The sequence below is a fragment of the Kribbella sp. WER1 genome (assembly GCF_054189145.1).
Map to the genome: position 1 here is coordinate 6628437 of NZ_CM135186.1, position 23672 is coordinate 6652108.

Annotated in this window: 21 protein-coding genes; 7 read left to right on the forward strand and 14 right to left on the reverse strand. The window is 69.2% G+C overall.

Going from position 1 to position 23672, the window contains the following annotated elements; all coding sequences use genetic code 11:
* Positions 1–2 precede the first annotated feature (2 nt).
* From ACXJJ3_RS32410 to ACXJJ3_RS32420, 3 genes are all read left to right on the forward strand, one after another.
* A complete protein-coding gene (locus ACXJJ3_RS32410; protein WP_458165661.1) occupies positions 3–1085 on the forward strand; it encodes a chitinase in 1083 nt (360 codons plus the stop codon).
* Between the two features lie 148 nt (positions 1086–1233).
* The gene (locus ACXJJ3_RS32415; RefSeq protein ID WP_458165662.1) at positions 1234–2895 is read left to right on the forward strand and encodes an FAD-dependent oxidoreductase; all 1662 of its coding nucleotides are present in this window, start codon (positions 1234–1236) and stop codon (positions 2893–2895) included.
* The gene (locus ACXJJ3_RS32420) at positions 2895–4361 is read left to right on the forward strand and encodes an ATP-binding protein (protein ID WP_458165663.1); all 1467 of its coding nucleotides are present in this window, start codon (positions 2895–2897) and stop codon (positions 4359–4361) included. The genes ACXJJ3_RS32415 and ACXJJ3_RS32420 overlap by 1 nt, the downstream gene beginning before the upstream one ends.
* Here the strand turns inward: ACXJJ3_RS32420 and ACXJJ3_RS32425 are convergent.
* A complete protein-coding gene (locus tag ACXJJ3_RS32425) occupies positions 4358–5263 on the reverse strand; it encodes an alpha/beta hydrolase family protein (RefSeq protein ID WP_458165664.1) in 906 nt (301 codons plus the stop codon). The genes ACXJJ3_RS32420 and ACXJJ3_RS32425 overlap by 4 nt on opposite strands.
* A gap of 55 nt (positions 5264–5318) precedes the next feature.
* On the opposite strand from ACXJJ3_RS32425, the gene ACXJJ3_RS32430 reads away from it, so the two are divergent.
* Positions 5319–5849, forward strand: coding sequence for a helix-turn-helix domain-containing protein (locus ACXJJ3_RS32430; protein WP_458165665.1), 531 nt, complete (start codon positions 5319–5321; stop codon positions 5847–5849).
* A 10-nt stretch (positions 5850–5859) separates the two neighbouring features.
* Here ACXJJ3_RS32430 and ACXJJ3_RS32435 read toward each other — a convergent pair whose 3' ends face one another.
* From ACXJJ3_RS32435 to ACXJJ3_RS32445, 3 genes are read right to left on the reverse strand one after another with little or no spacing between them, the layout of a single operon-like run.
* Complete coding sequence (locus ACXJJ3_RS32435; RefSeq protein WP_458165666.1) at positions 5860–6366, reverse strand: MSMEG_1061 family FMN-dependent PPOX-type flavoprotein; 507 nt, start codon at positions 6364–6366, stop codon at positions 5860–5862.
* A gap of 39 nt (positions 6367–6405) precedes the next feature.
* Positions 6406–7335: a sugar kinase gene (locus ACXJJ3_RS32440; protein ID WP_458165667.1), complete on the reverse strand. Its 930-nt coding sequence runs from the start codon at positions 7333–7335 to the stop codon at positions 6406–6408.
* A 25-nt stretch (positions 7336–7360) separates the two neighbouring features.
* Complete coding sequence (locus ACXJJ3_RS32445; protein ID WP_458165668.1) at positions 7361–7981, reverse strand: bifunctional 4-hydroxy-2-oxoglutarate aldolase/2-dehydro-3-deoxy-phosphogluconate aldolase; 621 nt, start codon at positions 7979–7981, stop codon at positions 7361–7363.
* Positions 7982–8107: 126 nt separating this feature from the next.
* Here ACXJJ3_RS32445 and ACXJJ3_RS32450 point away from each other — a divergent pair, with 126 nt between their 5' ends.
* Entirely contained in the window at positions 8108–9895 is a 1788-nt protein-coding gene (locus ACXJJ3_RS32450; RefSeq protein WP_458165669.1) for an exo-alpha-sialidase, read from the forward strand.
* 7 nt (positions 9896–9902) lie between these two features.
* Here the strand turns inward: ACXJJ3_RS32450 and ACXJJ3_RS32455 are convergent, their stop codons facing one another.
* From ACXJJ3_RS32455 to ACXJJ3_RS32465, 3 genes are read right to left on the reverse strand one after another with little or no spacing between them, the layout of a single operon-like run.
* A complete protein-coding gene (locus ACXJJ3_RS32455; RefSeq protein WP_458165670.1) occupies positions 9903–10625 on the reverse strand; it encodes an SDR family NAD(P)-dependent oxidoreductase in 723 nt (240 codons plus the stop codon).
* A gap of 14 nt (positions 10626–10639) precedes the next feature.
* Positions 10640–12184 (reverse strand): beta-N-acetylhexosaminidase, encoded by a 1545-nt coding sequence (locus tag ACXJJ3_RS32460; protein WP_458165671.1) that lies wholly within the window; start codon positions 12182–12184, stop codon positions 10640–10642.
* Positions 12181–14043: a glycoside hydrolase family 5 protein gene (locus ACXJJ3_RS32465; RefSeq protein WP_458165672.1), complete on the reverse strand. Its 1863-nt coding sequence runs from the start codon at positions 14041–14043 to the stop codon at positions 12181–12183. Before ACXJJ3_RS32465 ends, ACXJJ3_RS32460 begins: the two co-directional genes overlap by 4 nt.
* Positions 14044–14180: 137 nt before the next feature.
* Between ACXJJ3_RS32465 and ACXJJ3_RS32470 the strand changes: the two genes are divergently transcribed.
* Positions 14181–14690 carry a SigE family RNA polymerase sigma factor gene (locus ACXJJ3_RS32470; protein ID WP_458165673.1) on the forward strand — a complete coding sequence of 170 codons (510 nt, stop codon included), beginning with the start codon at positions 14181–14183 and terminating at the stop codon, positions 14688–14690.
* Complete coding sequence (locus ACXJJ3_RS32475) at positions 14687–15397, forward strand: hypothetical protein (protein ID WP_458165674.1); 711 nt, start codon at positions 14687–14689, stop codon at positions 15395–15397. Before ACXJJ3_RS32470 ends, ACXJJ3_RS32475 begins: the two co-directional genes overlap by 4 nt.
* Position 15398: 1 nt before the next feature.
* On the opposite strand, the gene ACXJJ3_RS32480 is transcribed toward ACXJJ3_RS32475, so the two are convergent.
* The 7 genes from ACXJJ3_RS32480 to ACXJJ3_RS32510 form a co-directional block, all read right to left on the reverse strand.
* Positions 15399–16757, reverse strand: a complete 1359-nt coding sequence (locus tag ACXJJ3_RS32480) for a GH1 family beta-glucosidase (protein ID WP_458165675.1) — start codon at positions 16755–16757, stop codon at positions 15399–15401.
* A 10-nt stretch (positions 16758–16767) separates the two neighbouring features.
* Positions 16768–17760, reverse strand: coding sequence for an ABC transporter ATP-binding protein (locus ACXJJ3_RS32485; RefSeq protein ID WP_458165676.1), 993 nt, complete (start codon positions 17758–17760; stop codon positions 16768–16770).
* A gap of 12 nt (positions 17761–17772) precedes the next feature.
* A complete protein-coding gene (locus ACXJJ3_RS32490; protein WP_458165677.1) occupies positions 17773–18765 on the reverse strand; it encodes an ABC transporter permease in 993 nt (330 codons plus the stop codon).
* Positions 18765–19745 (reverse strand): ABC transporter permease, encoded by a 981-nt coding sequence (locus ACXJJ3_RS32495; RefSeq protein WP_458165678.1) that lies wholly within the window; start codon positions 19743–19745, stop codon positions 18765–18767. The genes ACXJJ3_RS32490 and ACXJJ3_RS32495 overlap by 1 nt, the downstream gene beginning before the upstream one ends.
* Positions 19742–20755 (reverse strand): ABC transporter ATP-binding protein, encoded by a 1014-nt coding sequence (locus ACXJJ3_RS32500; RefSeq protein WP_458165679.1) that lies wholly within the window; start codon positions 20753–20755, stop codon positions 19742–19744. Before ACXJJ3_RS32500 ends, ACXJJ3_RS32495 begins: the two co-directional genes overlap by 4 nt.
* A complete protein-coding gene (locus ACXJJ3_RS32505; protein ID WP_458165680.1) occupies positions 20752–22434 on the reverse strand; it encodes an ABC transporter substrate-binding protein in 1683 nt (560 codons plus the stop codon). Before ACXJJ3_RS32505 ends, ACXJJ3_RS32500 begins: the two co-directional genes overlap by 4 nt.
* Positions 22435–22587: 153 nt before the next feature.
* Complete coding sequence (locus tag ACXJJ3_RS32510; RefSeq protein ID WP_458165681.1) at positions 22588–23613, reverse strand: LacI family DNA-binding transcriptional regulator; 1026 nt, start codon at positions 23611–23613, stop codon at positions 22588–22590.
* Positions 23614–23672: the final 59 nt, after the last annotated feature.

A 23672-nucleotide genomic window follows, 5' to 3' on the forward strand; every position in this document is an offset into this window, starting at 1 on the left:
CCATGCGATGGCTTGCCGTGGTTGTCGGGGTCTTGCTGACCGGGGCGGCGTTGCCTGCTCAGGCGGAGGGGGCGTCGGGCAAGCATGCGTTGATCGGGTACCTGCATGCGAGTTTCGGGAACGGGTCCGGGTATGTGCGGATGGCCGACGTGCCGGACGAGTGGGACGTCATCGATCTTGCGTTCGGGGAGCCGACGAGTCCGACGTCGGGGGAGATTCGGTTCAACCGGTGTCCGGTGGCGGAGTGTCCGGAGGTGGAGAGTGACGCGGACTTCATCAGTGCGATCCGGGCGAAGCAGGCCGCTGGGAAGAAGGTGCTGATCTCGATCGGGGGCGCGAACGGGCAGGTGCAGCTCACGACGACGGCGGCGCGGGACGCGTTCGTGACGTCGGTGAGCTCGATCATCGACAAGTACGGGCTGGACGGGCTCGATGTCGACTTCGAGGGGCATTCGCTGTACCTCGATGCCGGCGACACGGACTTCAAGAATCCGACCACGCCGGTGGTCGTGAACCTGATCGCGGCGCTGAAGTCGTTGAAGGCGAAGTACGGCGACAAGTTCGTGCTGACGATGGCGCCGGAGACGTTCTTCGTGCAGGTGGGGTACCAGTTCTACGGCGGGCCGAACGACAACCGCACCGGGGCGTACCTGCCGGTGATCGACGCGGTGCGGGACTTCCTGACCGTGCTGCACGTCCAGGACTACAACTCCGGGCCCGTGATGGGGCTCGACGACCAGTACCACACCATGGGCGGCGCGGACTTCCACATCGCGATGACCGACATGGTCAAGGCCGGGTTCCCGGTGGCTAACACCGGCCGGACGTTTCCGGGGCTGCGCGACGACCAGATCGGTCTCGGGCTCCCGGCGGCGATCAGCGCGGGCAACGGCTACACCGCCCCGGCAGCCGTGCACGAGGCGCTCGACTGCCTGGTGAAGGGCCAGAACTGCGGCGGCTACAGCCTCCGCGGCGGTCCTTCGCCCGGGTTCCGCGGCCTGATGACGTGGTCGATCAACTGGGACCACTACTACGACTGGGAGTTCCGGAACAGCCACGCGCCGTACCTCGCCTCCCTGCCGTAGCGGCGTCAGCCAAGGGCCCGCCCGCCCCGGCCCGGTCCGCAGCAGCCCGCGGACCGGGCCGTGGCCTGTGGATGACCGATCCCTGTGAGGTCTCGTGCGATGGTCCAGCGCACGAGACCTTGTGGGCATCCGCTGGTATGAAGGAGGCATGACAGCGTCAACGACCCGCGCGGTGATCCTCACCGTGGACGACGATCCCGGCGTTTCCCGGTCGATAGCCCGTGACCTCCGCCGCCGGTACGGCGAGGACAACCGCATCGTCCGGGCGGAGAGCCCGGCGCAGGCGCTCGACGCGCTGAAGGAACTGAAACTGCGCGGCGAGCCGGTCGCGCTGCTGCTGGCCGACTACCGGATGCCGCAGATGTCCGGGATCGAGTTCCTCGAGGCCGCGATGGACCTGTTCCCGCTGGCCCGCCGGGTGCTGCTGACGGCTTACGCCGACACCGACGCCGCGATCCAGGCGATCAACGTTGTCGACCTCGACCACTACCTGCTGAAGCCGTGGAACCCGCCGGAGGAGAAGCTGTATCCGGTGGTCGACGCGATGCTCGACCTGTGGAAGGCGACCCCGGAGCCGTCCGGCGACGAGACCCGGGTGATCGGCCACCGCTGGTCGGCGCCGTCGTTCGCGGCCCGTGACTTCCTCGCCCGCAACGCCGTGCCGTATCGCTGGCTGAACGTCGACGACGAGGAGGCCAAGCGCCTCCTGGACGCGGCCGACGTGGACGGTACGACGCTGCCGGTCGTGATCACGCCCGACGCCACCGTGATGGTCGCCCCGTCCGAGGCCGAGCTGGCCCAACGCGTCGGCCTGACCACGGCGCCGGCGCAGGACTTCTACGACCTGGTCGTGGTCGGCGGCGGACCGGCCGGCCTCGGGGCCGCGGTGTACGGCGCCAGCGAGGGCCTGCGGACCGTCCTGGTCGAGCAACTGGCGACCGGCGGCCAGGCCGGCCAGTCGAGCCGGATCGAGAACTACCTGGGCTTCCCGGACGGGGTGTCCGGCGCGCAGCTGACCGACCGGGCGCGGCGGCAGGCGGTCCGGTTCGGGGCCGAGCTGCTGACGACCCGGCAGGTGGTCGGGCTGGAGACGCTCGGGAACGCCCGCCGGCTCCGGTTCGCCGACGGCAGCGAGATCTCGGCGCACTCGGTGATCCTGGCGACCGGCGTCTCGTACCGGACGCTCCAGGCGCCCGGCGTCGACGACCTGTGCGGCCGCGGCATCTACTACGGATCGGCCACCACCGAAGGGCCGGCATGCGTCGGCTCGGAGGTCTACATCATCGGCGGGGCGAACTCGGCCGGTCAGGCCGCGGTCTATTTCTCGAGGCATGCGAAACGCGTGCATATGCTGGTCAGAGGACCATCGCTCACCGCGACGATGTCGTCGTACCTCATCGACCAGATCGATGCGATCGACAACATCGAGGTGCACACCTGCACGCAGGTCGTTTCCTGTATGGGCTCGGAGCACCTGGAACACCTCACCTTGCTGAACAGCGAGACCGGGGAGAAGCGCGAGGTGGACACGGAGTGGATGTTCGTGTTCATCGGCGCGGCCCCGCGGACGGACTGGCTGCCCGGTGACCTGCTCCGCGACGAGCGCGGCTTCGTCCTCACCGGACCCGACCTGCACGGCAGACCGCCGGGCTGGGCGCTGGAGCGCGAGCCGTACCACCTGGAGACGAGCATGCCGGGCGTGTTCGCCGCGGGCGACGTGCGGGCCGAGTCGGTGAAGCGGGTCGCGTCGGCGGTCGGCGACGGCGCGATGGCCGTGACACTGGTGCACCGATACCTGGAGATGCTCTGATGACTGACGAGATCGTGGAGCCGCGGCGGCTGACCCCGGACGAGCTGCGCACGCTCTTCCTCTTCGAGAGCCTGACCGACGAGCAGCTCGGCTGGTTGTCGGAGGCCGGGTACGTCGAGGTCGTGCACGACGGCGTCGTGTTCAACGAGGGCGACGAGGCGACCTGCTGTTACGTCCTGCTCAGCGGTGAGATCCGGCTCTGCAAGCTCTCGCACGGCGAGCTGGTGGAGATCAACCGGACGCACCAGCGCGGGGTGTACTCCGGGGCGTTCAACGCGTTCTTCGGCGCCGCCGAGAAGAAGTCGTACACGGCGACCATGCAGGTCACGCAGCCGTCGGAGCTGTTCGTGATCGACGCCGACACGATGGCGACGATGATGAACACCTGGTTCCCGATGGCGGTACACCTGATCGAGGGCTTCGTGATGGGCATGCGGCGGACCAACGAGACGCTGGGGGAACGCGAGCGGCTGCTCGCCCTCGGCTCGCTGTCCGCGGGCCTGACCCACGAGCTGAACAACCCGGCCGCCGCCGCGGTCCGGGCCGCGGCGACGCTCCGGCAGCGGGTGTCCGGGATGCGCTCGAAGCTGGCGATGCTCGCGGACGGCACGCTCGACGCGACCAAGTTGCACCAGATCGTCGCGCTACAGGACGACGCGGTCGAGCGGCTGGAGAAGAACAAGGACAAGGACATCCCGCCGCTGGAGCTGTCCGACCGCGAGGACCTGCTCACCGACTGGCTCGACGACCACGACGTGCAGGCGAGCTGGGACGTCGCCCCGGTGCTGGCGCAGGCGGGCCTCGACGTGCCGTGGATGGAGGAGGTGCTGACGGCGGTCGGCCCGACGTACCTCGAGGGTGCTGTCCGGTGGCTGATGTACACGATCGACACCGAGTCGTTGATGAACGAGATCGACGACTCGGTCACCCGGATCTCGACCCTGGTCGGCGCTGCCAAGCAGTACTCGCAGATCGACCGGGCGCCGTACCAGACCGTGGATCTGCGGGAGCTGCTGAAGTCGACGCTGGTGATGATGTCGGGCAAGCTCCAGGGGTACCAGATCGTCAAGGAGTTCGATCCGGAGCTGCCGGCGATCCCGGCGTACGCCGCGGAGCTGAACCAGGTGTGGACGAACATCATCGACAACGCGGTCAGCGCGATGGGTGGTTCCGGGACGCTGACGCTGCGGACCCGGCGCGACGGCGCGTACGCCGTGGTCGAGATCGGTGACACCGGTCCGGGGATCCCGGAGGAGATCCGGCGGCGGATCTTCGAGCCGTTCTTCACCACGAAGCCGATCGGCGAGGGGACGGGGCTGGGCCTCGACATCTCCTGGCGGATCGTGGTCAAGAAGCACCACGGCGACCTCCGGGTGGAGTCCGAGCCGGGCCGTACCGTCTTCAAGATCGTGCTTCCGCTCGAGCCTGAACGCGAGCTGGAGTCCGATCCCGCGTTACTTGCTTAAGGCAACCAGTCGACGATGGTGGTGACGACTGCCGGGTCCAGGTGTCCCGGGATCTGGTAGTCGGCCATCGTGGACGGGCCGGTGCCCTGGAAGAACACGTGGTTGTCGTCGTCGAGGACCGTCACGGTGGCGTCGGGCAGGCCGTCGCGCCAGCCCGGGAGGTCGTCGGCGGCCGTGACCTGGTAGTCGCGTCCGCCTTGCAGGACAAGGATCGGTACGTCGAGTTTCGCCGCCGTCGCGACCGGGTCGTACCCGCGCTGATCCAGCCAGAACGACGCCGGCGCACCGAACGGCAGGTCCGACGCCGGGGTGTCCGCGGTGACGGTGTCGGCCGCGATCGCCTGCCGTTCGAAGAGCGCGACGGTCTCGGGCGGTACCGCTTCGGGGCTCGCCGCGGCCAGGTACCGCATGACGCGGACGGCGGCGTGCTGCATCGGCTGGGTGTCGCCGGCCATGATCACGACGCCCGCGACGAGCGGCTCTTCGGAGGCGATCCGCGGCGCGATCTTGCCGCCCATGCTGTGCCCGACGAGGAACACGCGGTCGACGTGCTCGGCGAGCAGCCGGACCGCGGCGATCCCGTGCGGGACGTACTCCGACGTCATCGTGTAGCCGGGCTCGGCCATCGCCTCGGGACGGTTCGCGGTGATCTTGTCGAAGCGCAGGACCGCGATGCCCTGCGTCGCCAGGCCCCAGGCGAGGTCCTTGAGCGGCTTGTTCGGGCCGGCGGTCTCGTCGCGGTCGAACGGGCCGCCGCCGGTGAGCAGCACGACGCCGCGACCTGTTGGCCGCGCGGGCAGGGTGAGCGTTCCGGGGACCGTGCGGTCCGCCGCGTCGAGGGTGATGGCGCGTTCGGTGAAGGTGGCCGGGTCGGCGTACGGCGGGGGAGTCCAAGGAGTCATCACAGCACCTTTCTCATTGTTTGAGAAAGGTAGCACGACGTGAGATCGTTACGCCATGGGTCCGTTGGAACTGCTGGGGCATCCGGTGCGGCTGCGGATCGTGCACGCGTTGCGCGGCGGCCGTGAGCTGACGACCGCCGAGCTGGGCGAGCGGATCGCGGACGTGTCGAAGGCGACGCTGTACCGGCACGTCGAGCTGCTCGCCGAGGGCGGGATCCTCGAGGTGGCCGAGGAACGGCGCGTCCGCGGCGCGGTCGAGCGGCGGTTCCGGCTTCGGCAGGAGCGGGCGTCGATCACGCCGGAGCAGCTCGAGCAGTTGACTCCGCAGGACCACCAGCGCGGGTTCGCGGCGGCGATGGCGGCCCTGCTCGCGGAGTTCACGGCGTACACCGATCGTGAGTCGGCGGATCCGATCGCGGATCTGGTCGGCTACCGGCAGCACGCGGTCTGGCTGACGGATGCCGAGCTCCGGCAGTTGATCGAGGGTATGCGTGCCGCGATCCTGCCGGTGCTGTCGAACGAGGCGACGCCGGAGCGCTCGCGGTACCTCCTCAGCCCAATCCTCTTCCCGGCCGAGGATCAGTAGAGCTGGGCGTTCAGGTGTCCGGTTTCCAGGTCTTCGAACGGGCGAACGCCTTCGGGCAGTGGAAGAACACCTCCTCGACGTCGACGACGAGTGCGAGCCGCGGGCGGTGCGACCGGACGATCATGTCGTCGAAGAACGGGGCCTCGGTGACGATCCGGGCGCGGCCGTTCACGCGCAGGGTCTCGGGACGGCCGGGGATCAGGAGGACCAGGCCGGCGTGCGGGTTCTCGAGGATGTTGCGGAAGCCGTCCATCCGGCGGTTGCCCGAGCGCTCGGGGATGGCGAGGGTCGTGTCGTCGAGAACCTTCACGAATCCCGGCGGGTCGCCCTTCGGCGAGACGTCGCAGCGGCCGTCGAGCGATGCAGTGGCGACGAAGACGAGCGGCGTACCGCCGATCCATTCGCGGTGCAAGTCGTACAGCCGCGGTTCGATCTTGTCGCGGACGATCGGGTCCGGCGTGCCGAAACGCTCGAGGTCCTCGACCGTGTGCAGTTCTTGCCAGTCGTTGGAGGTCACGCAGCTAGGACGAGACAGCCTGTCGTGGCGTGACACCCGTCAGCGGAGCGCGGTGCCTTGGGCGTGGGCGAGCAGGGTGAGGTCTTCGCGGGTGGGCAGGGATTCCCAGTCGCCGTACGCCGTGACGCAGAACGCGCCGGAGGTGCTGGCGCGGTCGAGGCGGGCCTCGGGGGAGAGTCCGTCGAGCGTCGCGGACAGGTATCCGGAGACGAACGCGTCGCCGGCGCCGATGCTGTCGACAACGGTCACCGGCAGGGCGGGGCGGTGGATCGTGAGCGGTTCAGGCGTCCGGGTGTGGGACCACGCGCCCTTGCCGCCGGCCGTGACGACGAGGGTGTCGACGGTTCGGAGCAGGTCGGCGATCGGATCCTCCGCGTCGGACAGGAGGTCCAGTTCGTCGTCGGAGGCGAAGACCGTGTGTACGTGCGGGACGAGTTCGCGCAGCGCGGCCGCGGCCTCGGCGCGGGACCAGAGCCGGCCGCGGTAGTTCACGTCGAGCGAGACCTGCGCGGTGGTCGTGCGTACGGCGGCCAGCGTCGCGGCGCGGGTGGTGTCGGACAGCGCCGGGGTGATGCCCGTGACGTGCAGCAACGTCGGCGACAGCTCCGCGATCGCGGCGGCGGTTTCGTCGGGCGTCAGCGTGGAGGCGGCGGAACCGCGGCGGTGGTAGCTGACTCGGGTGATGTCGTGCGACGGCTGGTCGAACGCGATGAATCCGGTGAACGCGTCGTCCGCGAACCGCACGCGGGCGTCGACGTTCTCGGCGCGGAGCGTGCGCTGGATCAGCCGACCGGGTTCGTCGTTGCCGACCGCGCTCAACCAGGTGACGTCGTGACCGAGCCGCGCCACCCCGATCGCCACGTTGCTCTCGGAGCCGGCGATCGACAGTTGCGCGTCGCCGCCCAGCCGCATCGGCCGCGCGGTCCGCACCGATACCATCGTCTCGCCGAGCGTCAGCAGATCTGTCATGCGAAGACTCCGTAGGTCAGAGGTGTCAGATGTCGAGTTCGGTGCGGAAGGTGCTGGCCCGGATCGCCAGCTCGGCCAGCGGTCCGCCGGTGGCAGCGTCGCCGAGTAGCGGCGAGCCGACCCCCACGGCCAGGGCGCCGGCGGCGAGATACTTCGGGGCCGACTGGGCGTCGACACCGCCGACGGCGATCAGCGGCGCGTCGGGGAGCGGGGCGCGGAGCTCGGAGAGATAGCCGGGTCCGTGGACCTTGGCCGGGAAGATCTTGACCGCGGTGGCGCCGAGGTCGAGCGCGGCGACCACCTCGGTCGGGGTGAGCGCGCCGCAGAGCAGCGGCAGCCCGAGCTCGACCGAGCGGTGCGCGCCGCGGGTGATCGCGGGCGTGACGCTGAAGTCGGCGCCGGCCTCGGCGACTGCGGCGGCCTGGTCGGCGGTGACGACCGTGCCGGCCCCGATCAGGATGTGCGGATCGTACTGCGAGCGCGCCTTCGCGATCGCCTCGACGCCGCCGGGGGTGGTCAGCGAGATCTCGAGCGCGGTGATGCCCGACTCGACCAGGGTCTCGACGCAGTCGAGGGCGGTGTCCGCGCGATCGGCGCGGATGATCGCGAGCAGTTTCCGGCTCCGGAGTTCGGCAAGCAGATCCATAGTTCACAACCTATGTGATCGGTTGGACATAGGACGTCCCATGACCTCTGGTGTGGACGCCGGATCTGTGGCTGAATTTCCTAGTGAACAACCGCCCCGTTGTTTACTTTCAGGAGGCATCCGCTGATGCGCAGACTCACCGCCCTGGCGACGGCCCTCGTGCTGGCCCTCGCCGTCCCGCTTCCATCCGCCCAAGCAGCCGTGACCACCACCGTCCTGTTCGACAAGGGAGACGCCGGCTACGGCTGCTACCGGATCCCCGCGATCGTGAGGACCAAGGCCGGGACGCTGCTCGCGTTCGCCGAGGCCCGCCGCGCCTGGTGCGCGGACTCCCAGGAGATCGACCTGGTGATGCGCCGTTCCGACGACGACGGCCGGACCTGGTCGGCGACCCAGACCGTCCTGTCCGGTACCGACTCCGACCCGAACGCGGTCGCGACCCGGGGCAACCCGGCGCCGATCGTCGACTACGAGACCGGCCGGATCGTGCTGCTGTCGACGATGGATCCCGGTACGACGAGCCGCCCGCGGACGCCGTACGTGCAGACCAGTGACGACGACGGCCGGACGTGGAGCAAGGCGAAGAACATCGGTGACCAGATCGACGACCCGGCCTGGGGCTGGTACGCGACCGGTCCCGTGCACGGCATCCAGCTGACCCGTGGCGGGCATGCCGGCCGGCTGGTCGCGGGCACCAACTACGACAACGGCGCCGGGCAGAACGCCGGCCAGCTCGTCTACAGCGACGACCACGGCGTGACCTGGCACAAGGGCGCGACCGATCTGCGGTCGGACGCGACCCCGCAGGAGATCAGCGTGGTCGAGAAGGTCGACGGCGGCGTGTACGCCGGTGCCCGGAACAACGCCGGGACGTCGGGTGCGAGCCGGATGTCCGCGGTCAGCAACGACGGCGGCGAAACGTTTTCCGCACCGTTTTCCACGATTTCCGGGCTGACCACGCCGGTCGTCCAGGGCTCGCTGCAACGGCTGCGCGCGGTCGATCGCGGCGACAAGTACAACCGGATCCTGTTCGCGTCGCCGGCCGATCCGGACCGGCGGCGGTATCTGACGATCCGGTCGAGCTTCGACGAGGGGAAGACCTGGCAGTCCGTTGCCGATGGCACCCGAATCACCAGCGACTGGTCCGGGTACTCGGACCTGGCGATCCTCGACACCGGCGAGATCGGCCTGCTGTACGAGGGCGGCACGGTCGACGCCCGCGACCAGATCCGGTTCGCCCGCTTCACCGAGAACGACATCGGCCTCCCGGACGCCCCGCGGGGTACGACGACGCCGGACGTGTCCGGGCTGCAGAACGACAGCTACCTGCGCGGCGGCCCGGTCGCGGTCACCGGGAAGTTCGGGCAGGCGCGGGACCTCGACGGCGTCGACGACGCGATCCAGCTGCCGTACGCCGAGTCGCTCGCGGTCGGCGCCGGCGACTTCACCGCGATGGCGTGGATCAGGTACGGCGCCTCCACCGGACCGCAAGCGATCTTCTGGGGGTACGGGATCAACGAGTTCTCGCAGTTCTGGCTGCGGGCCGAGCCTGCGGACGGACGGATCCGCGGGCTGATCACGACGGGCGGGAACACCGCGGCGGTGCAGACGGCGAGCGCGTACAACGACAACGCCTGGCATCACGTGGCGTTGCAGCGGAAGGCCGGGACGTTGTCGATCTGGGTCGACGGCGCTCAGGCCGCCGCGGTGACCGCGCCGACGGGGTCGGTCAGTCCCGGCCGGCCGTTCACGATGTTCGTCGGCCAGCGCCTCGACGGAGCCCATCACTTCGACGGGTCGATGGACGAGGTACGGCTCTACAAACGGGCGCTGACGTCGGCCGAGCTCGACAGCATCCGGACCACCAACAGCACGTCGGTGCCCAACGCCGTACTCGATCTGCCGTTGGGGTAGCGGGGCGTTACGCCGAGTCCTTCACCGCCGACCAGCCGCCGTCGACGACCAGGCTGGCGGCGGTGACGAACGACGCCTCGGACGACAGCAGGAACGCGACCGCCTGGGCCACCTCGTCCGGCTGGCCCAGGCGCTTCACAGCGGTTGCCTGGGCGCTGCGTTCGCGGGCCTCGGCGTCGACCCGGTCCCACATCGCCGTGACGACCGGGCCCGGGAGCACTGTGTTCACACGGATGTCGCGGCCGTACTCGACGGCGAGCTGGCGTCCGAGCGACACCAGTGCTCCCTTCGTCGCGGCGTACGCCGGATGACCGGGCAGTCCGGCGACGGCGTGCACCGAGGAGACCAGTACGACGGAGCCCGCGCCTGCGACGAGGTCGTCGTACAGCGTCTGGAAGCCGAGGAACGCCGCGGTCAGGTTGACGTCGAGCTGGCGTTGCCAGGACGGCTGGGGGAGTTCGTGGGCCGGTTTGACGTCGACGACGACAGCGTTGCTGACGAGGCCGTCGATCGGACCGAGCTCGTCGCGGCCGCGCGACCGTACCTCCGCCCAGGTGTCCGGCGAGGCGACATCACCGACCACGGTGATCGCCTTGCCCGGCAGCTCCGGGCAGGGCCGGATGTCGACCTGTACGACCTGCGCGCCCTCGGCCCGCGCCCGTTCGGCGCAGGCCGCGCCGATCCCCGACGCGGCCCCGGTCACCACGATCACCCGTCCAGCCAGTCGCACACGTGCCTCCTTGATCAGGTCCAGTCGACTTCGGTCGATTGCAGCCACGTCCAGCTGCGGTTGCGCCAGGCGGGCGACTGCCGGCCGAGACGGGCAGCGTAGTCGGGCCAGTCGACGGCGGTTCGGTGGGACCACGCCTTCTCGGCGAGCCCGGGGATGCGGGGGAGCAGCAGGAGTTCGAGATCGTCGGAGCTGGTGACCGTCTCGCACCAGATGGCGGCCTCGACGCCGGCGATCCGCTCCGGTGCGACGAGGTCGGCGGGATCCCAGGAGACGCCGTGCTCGATCGACACCGCGCCGTAGAACTCCAGGCCGAGGCGTTCGCGGGCCTTCTCCTGGTCGGGGTCCGCGGACGCGTCGGCGTGCGGGCGGTCGAAGTACAGCCAGGTGACCGGGGAGACGATCAGCTGCGCGCCCTGCTCGAGGGCCTTCGGGGCGTCGTACTTCGCCTTGCCGAGTGCTTCGACCAGGACCGGAAGGAGTTCCGTGGTGTCGCCCATCGCGTCGATGTCGAGGTCGAGCCAGAACTGCACGACGTCGGCCGGGTGGAGCCGCGCGCGGGCGATCTCCTGCCAGCCGACGACCCGCTTGCCGCGCTGCCGGACCAGCGCCGACGCCTTCTCGACGAACGCGGCGTGATCCTCGTCGGCCATGCCCCAGGTCTCGTCGCCGCCGATGTGTACGTATGCACTGCCGGGGAACTGCGGGACGACCGCGTCGAGTACCTCCTCGACGAAGGTCCACGTCTCGTCCCGCGCCGGGTCGAGCGTGCCGAGGTGCAGTTGGTCACCGTTGCCGAGGTCAACCGTCTTCGGGCCCGGCGGAGCGAGCTCCGGGTACGCCTTGAAGACGGCAGCGGTGTGACCGGGCATGTCGATCTCCGGTACGACGGTGACGTACCGGTCGGCGGCGTACGCGACGAGGCCGGCGAGCTCCGCCTGCGTGTAGTACCCGCCGGGGCGGTCGCCGATCGCGCCGGCCGCTCCGACCTCGGTGAGCGCCGGGCGGGACGGGACCTCGACGCGCCAGCCCTGGTCGTCGGTGAGGTGCAGGTGCAGGACGTTGAGCTTGTAGAGGTCGAGCATGTCGATGATCCGGCGTACCTCGTCGGGGCCGTGGAAGGTCCGGACGACGTCCAGCGACAGGCCGCGCCACGCGAAGCGCGGGCCGTCGACGATGCGCATGGCCGGGAGGAGCGCCGTACCGTCGTGGAGGTGCTCGGAGATGAGTTGCCGCAGCGAGGTCAGGCCGCGGTGGACCGCTTCCGGAGTCGGTCCCCAGACGCGGATGCCGTCGGCGGAGACCTCCACGCCGTGCCGCTCGTCGGTGTCCGGCGCACCGTCGGCGCGTAGGCCGGTGGCTGGTGGGACGCCGTCCACGGGGGCGAGTTCGACGGTGATCCCGGTATCGCCGCTCAGGGTGAGGCCGGTGTCGGCTTCGACCGCTTGGACGAAGCGGGCTACCGGGCCGGACAACTCCGGTGGGGCGGTGATGCCGGTGGTTGCGGTGAGCGTGAAGGTGCCGGTGCCGGGCGTGGTGGTCGCGGGTGCGGGGATCATCCCACGAGTCTGCGGCAATACAGGGCGTCCGGGGTACCACTTGAGCCGACTCGGGTCGTGAACGCGATGCCGGCGACGTACTCGTCGTCCGCGCACTGGCCCTTGTAGTTGCCGTTCGCGAAGTCACCGCCGGCCCCGCCGCGGTTGTCGCCGCGGTCGAACCAGACCGTCCGTCCGGTCGAACCCAGCGACGACGTCTGGGCGCAGACGATCGAGGAGACGCGGGCACCTCGCACGCTGTAGCCGATCGCGTACGACCCGGCGGCGCATTGGTATTTCGTGTACCCGGACGCCCAGTCGTCTGACACGTGGCTGTCGTCGCGCACCACCTCGTACGCCCCGGACCACGCCGGTCCGCCCGAGCGGCACAACCCGCGGTTGCCCGTGTGTGCGAGCCCGGCCAGCCGCAGTCCGTCCGGACAGGCGGCCTTTCGTGCGCCGTTGTCCCAGTCGCCGGCGGCGCGCATTCGCAACGACTCGACGAAGTCTCCGCGGTCCGGGCTGAGCATCTTCCACACCGTCGTCGCCGCGACCGGACCGGTCTTGCTCGGCGCGTTCATCACCCGCGTCCACGCGGACGCGCGCCAGTCGTTGCCGTCGTACAGCCCGATCCGCTTGCCGTTGACGTCCCACGCGAGGAGCGCCCAGCCGTTGTCCGGGCCGGTCAGGTTGTGCCAGCCGACCGCCGGCCAGTACGCGAAGTCGGCGTCGGTCCGGATCAGCTGGTCGACGAAATGCTCCCACCACGCCCGCTGTAACGTCCCGGTCTCGTCGCGCCCGATACCGAACTCGCTGATCCACAACGGCGCGGTGAAATGCCCTTCCTCGCCGGTGACGAAGAACGCCTGCCGGTTGAGCTCGCTGATCAGCTCCTCGGGCGACAGGTCGCGGTACCGCGGGTCGTGCGTCTCACCGGTCCCGGTCGCGCCGCTGTGCCGCGGGCCGGTGTAGTCGTAGAAGTGCGCGGAGTACACGAGCTTGTCCGAGGCAACCAACGTGTGGGACAGGTACCGCGCCGGCGTCAGCGTCGGACGGTCGTGCGGCAGTCCGTCGGCCGGGATGCCGGTCCAGTTGATGCCTTCGACAACGATCAGCAGGTTCGGGTTCGCCTCGGTGAGGATCCGGTCGCCGAGGTGCTGCGAGGCGGCGAACCAGTCGTGGGTGTCGCCGAGCCCCCAGTTCGGGTCGTCGAGGAGATCCCGCCGTACCTCGTTGTAGAGATCGGCGCCGACCACGCGCGGGTTGTTCTTGTAGCGGTTCACCATGAACAGCCAGTCGTTCTCCCACGTCTCGGTGGACTGGCTCGCGTTCCACCGCTCGTTGCCGTCGAGCCCGCAGCACCAGCGGGTGGTGTTGGTGTGGTTGTTCAGGATGACGGCGAACCCGGCCGCGGTCAGCTGCCGCACGACCACGTCGTACACCTCGAGCGGCGTCTTCCCCGCCAGCTCCGGGTTGGCCGCGACGTCGGCGGCCGGGACCGGCGTACTGTCGTGAATCATCTCGTTGGAGAACTGCAACCGCACACTGTTCAAACCGAGTTCGGCGAAGCCCGCGATGATGTCCCCGATCGCCGCCCGATCCAGCCCGAGCGGCATCCGATGACTGTTCTCCCCGGCGTGATGATTGGCGTCGTTGCTCTGGTCCCCGGACCCGTTCCAGGTCCCACTGGCCCCATGCCAGTTGGCCGACTTCAACCTGAACCGATTGCCGTCGGCATCAACGATGTACCGCCCACGAGTACTCAACGGCGCCGTCCACCCAGCCACCAAAAGCTGTGGGGCAGCAGCACGAGCCGGGACGACGGGGGCGATCAACGCCAAGAGCAGGACGATGACAGCAGACGGGGCGATTCTGCGCATGCTCCGATCGTCCCGCGTGCACGGCCCCACCGCGCCCAGCGACGGCGCGTCGCCTGCCTGGACTTCCTGCCGCACGATGACAACACTTTCGCCGTGGGCTCCGTATGTATCGGTGACAGCGCGAGCAAAGGAGCCGGATGGCAACACGGGACGACGAGTTCAGCGCGTACGTCGCGCAGCGCCGGACGCACCTGCGACGGATCGCGTACCTGGTGTGCGGCGACGTACACCAGGCCGAGGATCTCGTCCAGACCGCGCTGATGAAGTTGTACGTCGCCTGGAACCGGGTGCAGCGGTCCGGGAACGTCGACGCGTACGTCCGCCGGATCCTGGTGAACTCCGGGATCGACGAGAGCCGTCGCCCCTGGCGCCGGGAGGCCCCGGGCCTGGACGGTCTGGATCAGCCCGTTGCCGACGAGGGGATCGCCGACGAGGACCGGCGGGCGCTGATGGCGGCGCTCGGTGAGCTACCGGCCGGCCAGCGCCGCGTCGTGGTCCTGCGGTATTTCGCCGGTCTCACCATCGAGGAGACCGCCGCCGACCTGGACTGCAGTACCGGCACCGTGAAGAGCCAAGGTTCCCGTGCGCTCGCCCGTCTGAACGAGTTGCTGACCGCCCAGTTCCGGGCGCTAGGAGGACACCGATGATCGACGAGAAGACCCTGCAGGAACGGCTGGCCGACGCCGCGACCGCACAGGACGGGCTGTTGCCTCGGGCGCCGGCCGAGGACCTGGCTGCCGGCCGCCGCCGGCTGCGCGTCCGTCAGGCGCTGACCGGAGTCTCGGCCACCGTCGCGGTCGTGGCGGTGGGGGTGGCCGGCTTCTCCTGGCTGCCGAGGACCGGGAGCCAGGTGGCCGGTCGGGAGCAGACGAGCACACCGCCAACGACACCACCGACCGAAGCTCAGCGCGCCGAGATGCTGCGCCGGGCACAGGTGTTCGAGGCACACCGCCCGGCCGGTGAGCTGACGACGGCGCGGTTCCTGAACCTCGTTCGGACGAGCGCCGTGGAAAACGGGATCAAGGATCCGGAACACGTCGTCGGCCGGTTCGCGCCGGGCGGAGCGACGGTCGAGCTCACCAACTACGGCACCGCCCGCACGGGCGCTTGTTCCGAACTGCTGCACATGCCCAGCTGTACTTCGGTCGAGCTCGCCGACAGCGGCCGCGGCGACTACGCCGAAGGGCGCAACGGGACGAAGTACGTTCGAACGGTGCGCTACGTGCGCCCGGTGGGAAGCGAGATCGTCATCCGCGTGACCTACCCCACCCAGCCGTCGGTGACGACCGAGCCGACGCGAGCGGTGGTCCTCGGGCTGGCCGCAGATCCGCTGTTCAGCTCGCCGGCCCGCTGAGCTACGTGTGCCGGTGCCGGGCCGCCAGGTCTTTCAGGTAGTGGGCGCTGGCCTTGGGAGTGCGTTGTTGGGTCTCGTAGTCGACTCGGACGATGCCGAAGCGTTTCTCGTAGCCGTACGACCATTCGAAGTTGTCGAGGAGGGACCAGGCGAGGTAGCCGCGGATGTCGGCGCCTTGGGCTATGGCGTTGGAGACGGCGGTCAGGTGGGAGGTGAAGTACGCCGTGCGGTCGGGGTCGTCGACGGAGCCGGAGGCGTCGGGGGTGTCGGTGAAGGCCGAGCCGTTCTCGGTGATGACCAGGGGGAGGCCGGGGTAGTCGTGGGCGATGCCGACGAGGAGGTCGGTGAAGCCTTCGGGGACTATCTCCCAGTCCATGGCGGTGCGGGGTTTGCCGAGTGGAAGGGCGCGGACGACCGGGTTGCCGTCGGCATCGGAGGTGGCGCCGTTCTCGGCGTAGCCGGTGAACTTCTGGCTGAAGTAGTAGTTCACGCCGAGGACGTCGATGGGGGCGGAGATGATCTCGAGGTCGCCGTCCTGGATCGGGAGTTCGACGCCTTCGCGGGCCAGGTCCGCCACGACGTCGGCGGGGTAGTGACCGTGGACGAGCGGGTCGAGGTACAGGCGGCGGCCCATCCCGTCGGCGCGGCGGGCGGCGTCGACGTCGGGAGCCGCGTCGGAGGCGGGGTACGCCGTGGCGACGTTGAGCGTGATGCCGATGCCGAGTTTGCGCGGGGACGCCTCGCGCATCGCCTGAGTGGCGAGGCCGTGGCCGAGGAGGAGGTGATGTACGGCGGACAGCGCCGCCGGGTACTCGCGCCGCCCGGGGGCGTGGACGCCGTACGCGTACCCGAGCATCGCCGAGCACCACGGCTCGTTCAGCGTGGTCCACGTGTCGACCCGGTCCTTCAACGCGTCGAACACCAGCATCGCGTACTCCGCGAACCGGTACGCCGTGTCCCGGACCGGCCAGCCGCCCGCGTCCTCCAGCTCCTGCGGGAGGTCCCAGTGGTACAGCGTCACCCACGGGTCGATGCCCTGGGCAAGCAGTTCGTCGACGAGCCGGTCGTAGAAGCCGATGCCGGCCGGGTTGACCGGGCCCTTGCCGCGCGGCTGGACCCGCGGCCAGGCGACCGAGAACCGGTACGTGTCCAGGCCGAGGTCCTTGATCAGGGCAACGTCTTCGGGCATCCGGTGGTAGTGGTCGCAGGCGACGTCGCCGGTGTCGGCGTTGTCGATCGCGCCCGGTACCTCGCAGAACGTGTCCCAGATGGAGGGGGTGCGGCCGTCCTCGTGGACCGCGCCTTCGATCTGGTAGGCGGAGGTGGCGACGCCCCAGCGGAAGGTCTTCGGGAAGATCATGGGTGCCTTTCTAGGCCGTCCGGCCGGGGAGCCAGCAGGCGACCGAGCGGGTGGGGTCGTTGCGGGAGACTTCGAGGACAGGCATGTCCTCGGAGCAGCGGTCGAAGGCTTGTGGACAACGGGGATGGAACGAGCACCCGGAAGGCATTCCCCGCAGATCAGGCGGCGAGCCCGGGATTCCGGCGAGTTCCCGGCGGGCGCCGCGCAGGGCGGGAAACGAGCGCAGGAGACCTTCGCTGTACGGGTGCAGCGAGTCGCGGTACAGGTCCGCGGAGCGGGCTTCCTCGACGATGCGGCCGCCGTACATGATCGCGATCCGGTCCGAGAACTCGACCAGCAGCGAGAGGTCGTGGGTGATGAACAGGACCGAGAAGCCGAGGCGTTCGCGGAGTTCGACGAGCTGGGCGAGGATCTGGCGTTGCATGACGACGTCGAGCGCGGTGGTCGGTTCGTCCATGATCACGATCTGCGGCTCGAGGACGAGCGCCATCCCGATCATCACCCGCTGCCGCATGCCGCCGGACAGCTGGTGCGGGTACGCGTCCATCCGGTCCGCGGAGATGCCGACGAGTTTGAGCATGTCCTGCGCGCGGGCGGTCCGGGCCGGTGCGGACAGCCCGGGTTCGTGCGCCTTGATCACGTCGAGCATCTGGGTGGAGACCTTGTGCACCGGGTTCAGCGAGTTCATCGCGCCCTGGAACACGATCGACGTCTCCGCCCAGCGGAACCTGCGCAGTTCGGCGTCGGTCAGCGCCATCACGTCGTACGGATCGCCGCCCGGCGGGTGGTAGATCACCGACCCGCCGCTGATCACGCCGGGCGGCGGCAGCAGCCGGGTCACGCCGTACGCCAGCGTCGACTTCCCGCTGCCGCTCTCGCCGGCGAGCCCGAGTACTTCGCCGCGGTGCAACGTGAGCGTCACGTCGCGCACGGCCTGCACCGCCTCCGAACCCAGGCCGTAGTCGACGTGGAAGTTCTTGATCTCCAGTACGGGCGTCTTCACGCGACCTCCTCCTCACGCCGCCGTACGACGGGGGGTCACCGGTTCCTGCGACGAGAGCACCGGCGTGAACCCGACCCGCATCCGTACCGACCGGCCGTCCTTGGTCTTCACGCGGGTGTGACCGCTGGAGCGCAATCGCGGGCTGACGAACTCGTCGATGCCGAAGTTGACCAGCGACAGCGCAGTGCCCAGCACGGCGATCGCGAGCCCCGCCGGGACGAACCACCACCACGCGCCCTGCGCCAGCGCCTGCTGCGACTGCGCCCAGAACAGGATCGTCCCCCAGTTCCACTCGGAGATCGTCGAGATGCCGATGAACGCCAGCGTGATCTCGGACATCACCGCGAAGATCACCGTGCCGACGAATCCGGACGCGATGATCGCGGTCAGGTTCGGCATGATCTCGAACGTGATCAGCCGCCAGGTGCTCTCACCGGTCGCCCGCGCCGCCTCCACGTAGTCCCGCCGGCGCAGCGACAACGTCTGCGCGCGCAGTACCCGCGCACCCCACGCCCAGGACGTGAACCCGATGACCAGGGCAACCATCAGGTCGCCGGCCGATGGGATGGTCGAGGCAACGATGATGATCAGCGGCAGCGCCGGAATCACCAGGAAGACGTTGGACAACGCGGAGAGCCCGTCGTCCGCGGCACCGCCGAGGAAGCCCGCGCTGACCCCGATCAGGATCGACAGCGTGGTCGCGACGAGTCCGGCCAGCAGCCCGACGAACATCACGCCGCGGGTCCCGACCAGCACCTGGCTGAAGATGTCCTGCCCGAGGTGCGTGGTGCCGAACCAGTGCCTGCCGGACGGCGCCTGGATCAGGTCGCTGCTTCGGGCCGACGGGTCGTACGGCGCGATCCACGGGCCGATGATCGCGATCAGGCAGAAGAACGCGAGGACGACGAGACCGGTCGCGGCCTTCGGGTTCGCGACGAACCGCAGTCGCCGCCGCTTGGCCGGAGCCGCGGTCGTGGGTGTCACCGCGGTGATGGTGGCGGTCATCAGCCCTCCTTCCGGGTGCGCGGGTCGAGGAGCAGGTACGCGACGTCGGCGAGCAGGTTCGCGACCAGGACGGACAACGTGATCACCAGGAACACGCCCTGCATCAACGGGTAGTCCTTCGCGCCGACCGCCTGGAACAGGTTGTAGCCGATGCCTGGATACGAGAACACGATCTCCACGAGCAGCGTCCCGCCGACGATGAAGCCGAGCGACAACGCGAACCCGGAAACGTTCGGCAACAACGCGTTCCGGGCCGCGTAGCTCACCATCACCCGGCGCTCCGGCAGACCCTTGGCATGGGCGACGGTGATGTAGTCCTCGGACGCGACCGTCACCATCATGTTCCGCATGGTCAGGATCCAGCCGCTGACCGACGAGATCAGGATCGTCGCCGCCGGCAGCAGACTGTGCTGTACGGCGCTGCCGATGAAGCCGGAGCTCCACGACGGCACCAGGCCCGGCTCGTACCCGCCGGACGACGGGAAGAAGCTGTCCGGCCCGGCGAACAGCGCGATCGCCAGCAGCCCGAGCCAGAAGTACGGGATCGACGACAGGAAGGTTGTCACCGGCAACAACCCGTCCATGATCGAGCCGCGCCGCCAGCCCGCGATCACGCCCAGCGACGTACCGATCAGGAAGCTGGCGAATGTCGTGATGCCGACCAGCGCGATCGTCCACGGAAGGCTCTGCCGGAGGATTTCCGAAACCGGTGTCGGGAAGAACGTGAACGACAGCCCGAGGTCGCCGTGGAAGACCTGCTTCCAGTAGTCGAGGTACTGGCTCCACAGCGACGCGTTCTTGTCCAGGCCGAACAGCACGTACAGCGACTGGATCGCGTCGGTGCTCAGCTGGCCCTGGAACTTGTTGATCAGCGACGTCACCGGATCGCCCGGGATCAGCCGCGGGATGAAGAAGTTGATGGTCAGCGCCGCCCACGCCGTGAAGACGTAGAACGCCAACCGCTGCAGGAGGAACTTCACGTCGCCGCACCTTCCTCGTACAGCCAGCACGCGGCCCAATGACCGGCAGCCGGCAGTTCGAAGCGCGGCGGGAGGTCGGTCGCGCACTTCGGCATCGCGTGCACGCAGCGTGGGTTGAACCGGCAGCCGCCCGGCGGCGCGATCAGGCTCGGCGGTTCCCCGCCGGCCTGGTCCTCCGGCGTGCTCAGCTGCCCGAGCCGGTCCGGATCCGGTGCGCTCTCGATCAGCAGCCGCGTGTACGGGTGCGCCGGGTGCTGGGTGACCGTCTCGGAGTCGCCGCCCTCGACCATCCGGCCGGCGTACATCACCAGCGTCTCGTCGGCGAAGTACCGCGCGGACGCGATGTCGTGGGTGATGTAGAGGATCGCCAGGTCGAGCCGTTCCTTCAGGTCCCGGAGCAGGTTCAGTACGCCGAGCCGGATCGACACGTCGAGCATCGACACCGGCTCGTCCGCGAGCAGCGCCTCGGGGTCGGCGCCCAGCGCGCGGGCGATCGACACCCGCTGCCGCTGGCCGCCGGACAACTCGTGCGGAAACTTGTCGAGGTACCGCTCCGGGGGAGTCAGCTGGACCTGCTCCAGCAGCGCCCGCAGATTCTCCTCGAGGTCACCCGCCCGGCCGTGGATCCGCAGCGACCGGGTCAGGTGGTACCGCACGGTGTGCGTCGGGTTCAGCGAGGCGAACGGGTCCTGGAAGATCATCTGCACCTTGCGGGCGTACGCCCGGAACTTCCGGCCGCCGCGGACCGTGACCGGTTCGCCGTGCAGCCGGATGTCCCCGGCGGTCCGCCCGTACAGCTGGGCGAGCAGCCGCGCGACGGTCGACTTGCCCGAACCGGACTCGCCGACCAGCGCGGTCACCCGCCCGCGGCGGAGCGTGAGCTGGACGTCGTCGACCGCATGCACCGCCTTGTGCTCGCGGCTGAGCAGGTCGCGCACGCCCCGCCGTACCGGGAAGTGCTTGGTGAGGCCGTCGGCTTCCAGCACGACCTCGGTCTCGGTGACCGTCATTGGCTGCCGGCCGGCTTCAGGTTCAGGATGATCTGCAGCGCGTTCTGCTGGGTCGGCTGCGCCGGCCCGTACTGGTTCTGCTCGTCGGGCCAGCCGACCCAGTTCTTGGTGCTGTACAAACCGCCGACGTTGGACGCCGAGGTGGGAATGATCGGCATCTGCTCGACCATGATCTTCTGCAGGGTGTTCAGTGCGGCGGTCCGGGTCGCGTCGTCCGCGGCGTTCGCGTACTGGTCCAGAGCCTTGGTCGCCTCCGGGCTGTTGAACCGCCCGTAGTTGCCGCTCACGCCGCCCTTGCCGACCGGCTTCAGGATCTTGCCGTCCATGATGTTCTGGTAGATGTCGTACGGCGTCGCGCCGCCGTTCGTCCAGTGCATCGCGGCGTCGAAGTTGCCGGTGTCGATGTTCTTCGTCCAGGCGTCCTGGTTGGCCTTGTCGACGGTCGCCTTGATGCCGATCGTGGACAGGTTGTCCTTGATGATCTCCAGGTCGGTGATGTAGTCGGACCAGCCGGCCGGGTCGGTCAGCGTGATCGTCACCGGCTTGCCGGTCGGGTCCTTGAGCGTGTCGCCGTCGAGCTTGAAGCCCGCGTCGGTGAGCTCCTTCTTCGCGCCGTCGACGTCGACCGCGTGGTTCTTGCCCTTGAACTCCGGCGCGATGAACGGCTCACCGGCCGGCGTCGGGATACCGGTCATCGACTCGACCTTCGGGTAGAAGTACCCGGCCTCACCCTGGTTGAAGATGTCGTCGCGGTTGATCACCAGGTTCATCGCGCGGCGCAGTGCCGGGTTGTCGAAGGGCTTGCGGGTGGTGTTGATCCACAGGCCGTGGATGCCGAGGTTCGCCGGGAACCAGAGCTTGTGGTTCTTCGGGTCCTTGTCCTGGTAGACGGCCTTCACGTTCGGGACGAACACGAAGCTCCACTCCGACGAGCCGTTCGCCAGCGCGGTGGTCTGCGCGTTGTTGTCGTTGTACGACGTGTACCGCAGCTCCTTGACCTTCGGGAGGTCCTGCCAGTACGAGTCCCGCAGCGTCAGCGTGGTGGTCTGCGGCGTGAACGACTTGACCGTGTACGGGCCGGTGCCGATCGCGTTCTTCAGGGTGTCCTGGGTCGGGTCCGCGATCGTCGACCACTGGTGCTTCGGGACCACGAACACGGTCAGGATCTTGTTCTGATTGGTGAACTGCGACCGGGCGAAGGTCAGGTCCACCTTGTTGCCGGAGGCGGTGATCGTGCCGTACGGGATCGCGTCGGTGTTCAGCGCGTCGTGGTCCTTGCGCAGCTGGAACGAGTAGGCGACGTCGTCCGCGGTCAGCGGCTTGCCGTCGGACCACTTCACGCCGTCGCGGATCGTGAACGACAGCTTGGTGTAGTTGGCGTCCCACTTCCACTCGGTCGCCAGCCACGGCTTGCCGGGCTCGGTCGGCTTGATCCCGTTGATCATCACCAGCGGTTCGTAGATCATCCAGCGGTACCCGAGCGAGGCGCCCGCGGAGGAGCCGAGGAACGGGTTGTTGTTCTCGGTCTGCGGACCGTTCGGCATGCCGATGTTCAGTACGGTCGCGCCGCTGCCCGAACTGCTGCCGGCGGCCTTCCCGTCCCCGTTACTGCAGGCAGCCAGGGTGGCTGCCGCGAGCAGGCCTGTGGCGGCCAGCGCGACGAAACGTCGTGCTCGCATCGGTTCCTCCTGTGTTTCGTTGGCGGATGGCCCACCCTGAGCCGGTGGGCCAGTGCATAGTGGCGTGAAAGCGCTCTCATGGGAAGAGCTCATGCCGTTCGAGACAGGTACGCCGACGGCGGAGCAGGGGCAGCTGCCCCGCCGCCGGGGCTTCTAGTGGGACCTGGCCGGGGATTGGTTCAGCGGGGCGGTTGAACTGCGGACGATCAGCGTCGTCGGCAGTACTTGCGGGTCGTCCGGCAGCGGCGTGCCGCCGAAGTACCCCATCAGCATCCGCGCCGCGGCCTGGCCCATCTGGCGCATCGGCTGATGCACCGTGGTCAGCGGCGGCTCGGTGTGGACGGCGTACGGGATGTCGTCGAAGCCGACGATGGAGACGTCGCCCGGCACGTTCCGCCCGGTCTCCCGGACCGCCTGGATCGCGCCGCCGGCGGACAGGTCGTTGTGCGCGAAGACCGCGTCGAACTCGAGCCGTTCGTCGAGGGTCTGCCGGACGCCGCGGCGCCCGCTCTCGTAGGTGAAGTCGCCTTCGTGCACGAGTCTCGGGTCGAGCTCGATCCCGGCCGCCGCGTAGGTGTCGCGGAAACCGTCCAGGCGTTCGCGGGTACAGCCGAAGCGTTCGACGCCGGTGATCACCAGCGGCCGGCGGCGGCCGAGCTCCAGCAGGTGCCGGGCGGCCGACTCGCCGCCCGCGTAGTTGGTGGTGGCAACGGACGGGAACTGCGGCCGGTGGTCGCGGTCGTCGATCAGGACCACCGGCAGGCCGCGGGCGTGCAGTTGCTCGATGTACGTCAGCGTGCCCTCCGGCTCGATCACCAGCAGGCCGTCGAAGGACTGCGACGACACCTGGGACGCGAACTGCTGCATGGACTCGGCGCCCCGGTTGACGGTGAACAGCAGCAGCCCGTAGCCCTCGCTCTCGACCACGTCGACGACGCCCTGCAGGACCTCGCCCATCCACGGCCAGGTCAGCGACGGCACCAGCATCCCGACGATCCGGGTCCGGCCGCGGGCCAGCCCGACGGCGCGGGCGCTCGGTACGTACCCGAGCTCCTCGATCACCTGCCGGACGCGTTCGGCGGTCCGCAGGTCCAGCTCGCCCTTGCCGTTCAGGACGCGCGACACGGTGGTCTTGCTGACGCCGGCACGGCGCGCGACATCGGCGATCGTGATCGACACGCTGACTCCCCTCGGGCGGTCGGGGTGAACTGGCCGGAACCGGTTGCGGAAGCGGTTCC

What these genes read in the sequence shown, in the direction of transcription:
- ACXJJ3_RS32410 (WP_458165661.1), top strand. Translation starts at nt 3, where the DNA reads ATGCGATGGCTTGCCGTGGTTGTCGGGGTCTTGCTGACCGGGGCGGCG.
- ACXJJ3_RS32415 (WP_458165662.1), top strand. Translation starts at nt 1,234, where the DNA reads ATGACAGCGTCAACGACCCGCGCGGTGATCCTCACCGTGGACGACGAT.
- ACXJJ3_RS32420 (WP_458165663.1), top strand. Translation starts at nt 2,895, where the DNA reads ATGACTGACGAGATCGTGGAGCCGCGGCGGCTGACCCCGGACGAGCTG.
- ACXJJ3_RS32425 (WP_458165664.1), bottom strand. Translation starts at nt 5,263, where the DNA reads ATGACTCCTTGGACTCCCCCGCCGTACGCCGACCCGGCCACCTTCACC.
- ACXJJ3_RS32430 (WP_458165665.1), top strand. Translation starts at nt 5,319, where the DNA reads ATGGGTCCGTTGGAACTGCTGGGGCATCCGGTGCGGCTGCGGATCGTG.
- ACXJJ3_RS32440 (WP_458165667.1), bottom strand. Translation starts at nt 7,335, where the DNA reads ATGACAGATCTGCTGACGCTCGGCGAGACGATGGTATCGGTGCGGACC.
- ACXJJ3_RS32445 (WP_458165668.1), bottom strand. Translation starts at nt 7,981, where the DNA reads ATGGATCTGCTTGCCGAACTCCGGAGCCGGAAACTGCTCGCGATCATC.
- ACXJJ3_RS32450 (WP_458165669.1), top strand. Translation starts at nt 8,108, where the DNA reads ATGCGCAGACTCACCGCCCTGGCGACGGCCCTCGTGCTGGCCCTCGCC.
- ACXJJ3_RS32460 (WP_458165671.1), bottom strand. Translation starts at nt 12,184, where the DNA reads ATGATCCCCGCACCCGCGACCACCACGCCCGGCACCGGCACCTTCACG.
- ACXJJ3_RS32465 (WP_458165672.1), bottom strand. Translation starts at nt 14,043, where the DNA reads ATGCGCAGAATCGCCCCGTCTGCTGTCATCGTCCTGCTCTTGGCGTTG.
- ACXJJ3_RS32470 (WP_458165673.1), top strand. Translation starts at nt 14,181, where the DNA reads ATGGCAACACGGGACGACGAGTTCAGCGCGTACGTCGCGCAGCGCCGG.
- ACXJJ3_RS32475 (WP_458165674.1), top strand. Translation starts at nt 14,687, where the DNA reads ATGATCGACGAGAAGACCCTGCAGGAACGGCTGGCCGACGCCGCGACC.
- ACXJJ3_RS32480 (WP_458165675.1), bottom strand. Translation starts at nt 16,757, where the DNA reads ATGATCTTCCCGAAGACCTTCCGCTGGGGCGTCGCCACCTCCGCCTAC.
- ACXJJ3_RS32490 (WP_458165677.1), bottom strand. Translation starts at nt 18,765, where the DNA reads ATGACCGCCACCATCACCGCGGTGACACCCACGACCGCGGCTCCGGCC.
- ACXJJ3_RS32500 (WP_458165679.1), bottom strand. Translation starts at nt 20,755, where the DNA reads ATGACGGTCACCGAGACCGAGGTCGTGCTGGAAGCCGACGGCCTCACC.
- ACXJJ3_RS32505 (WP_458165680.1), bottom strand. Translation starts at nt 22,434, where the DNA reads ATGCGAGCACGACGTTTCGTCGCGCTGGCCGCCACAGGCCTGCTCGCG.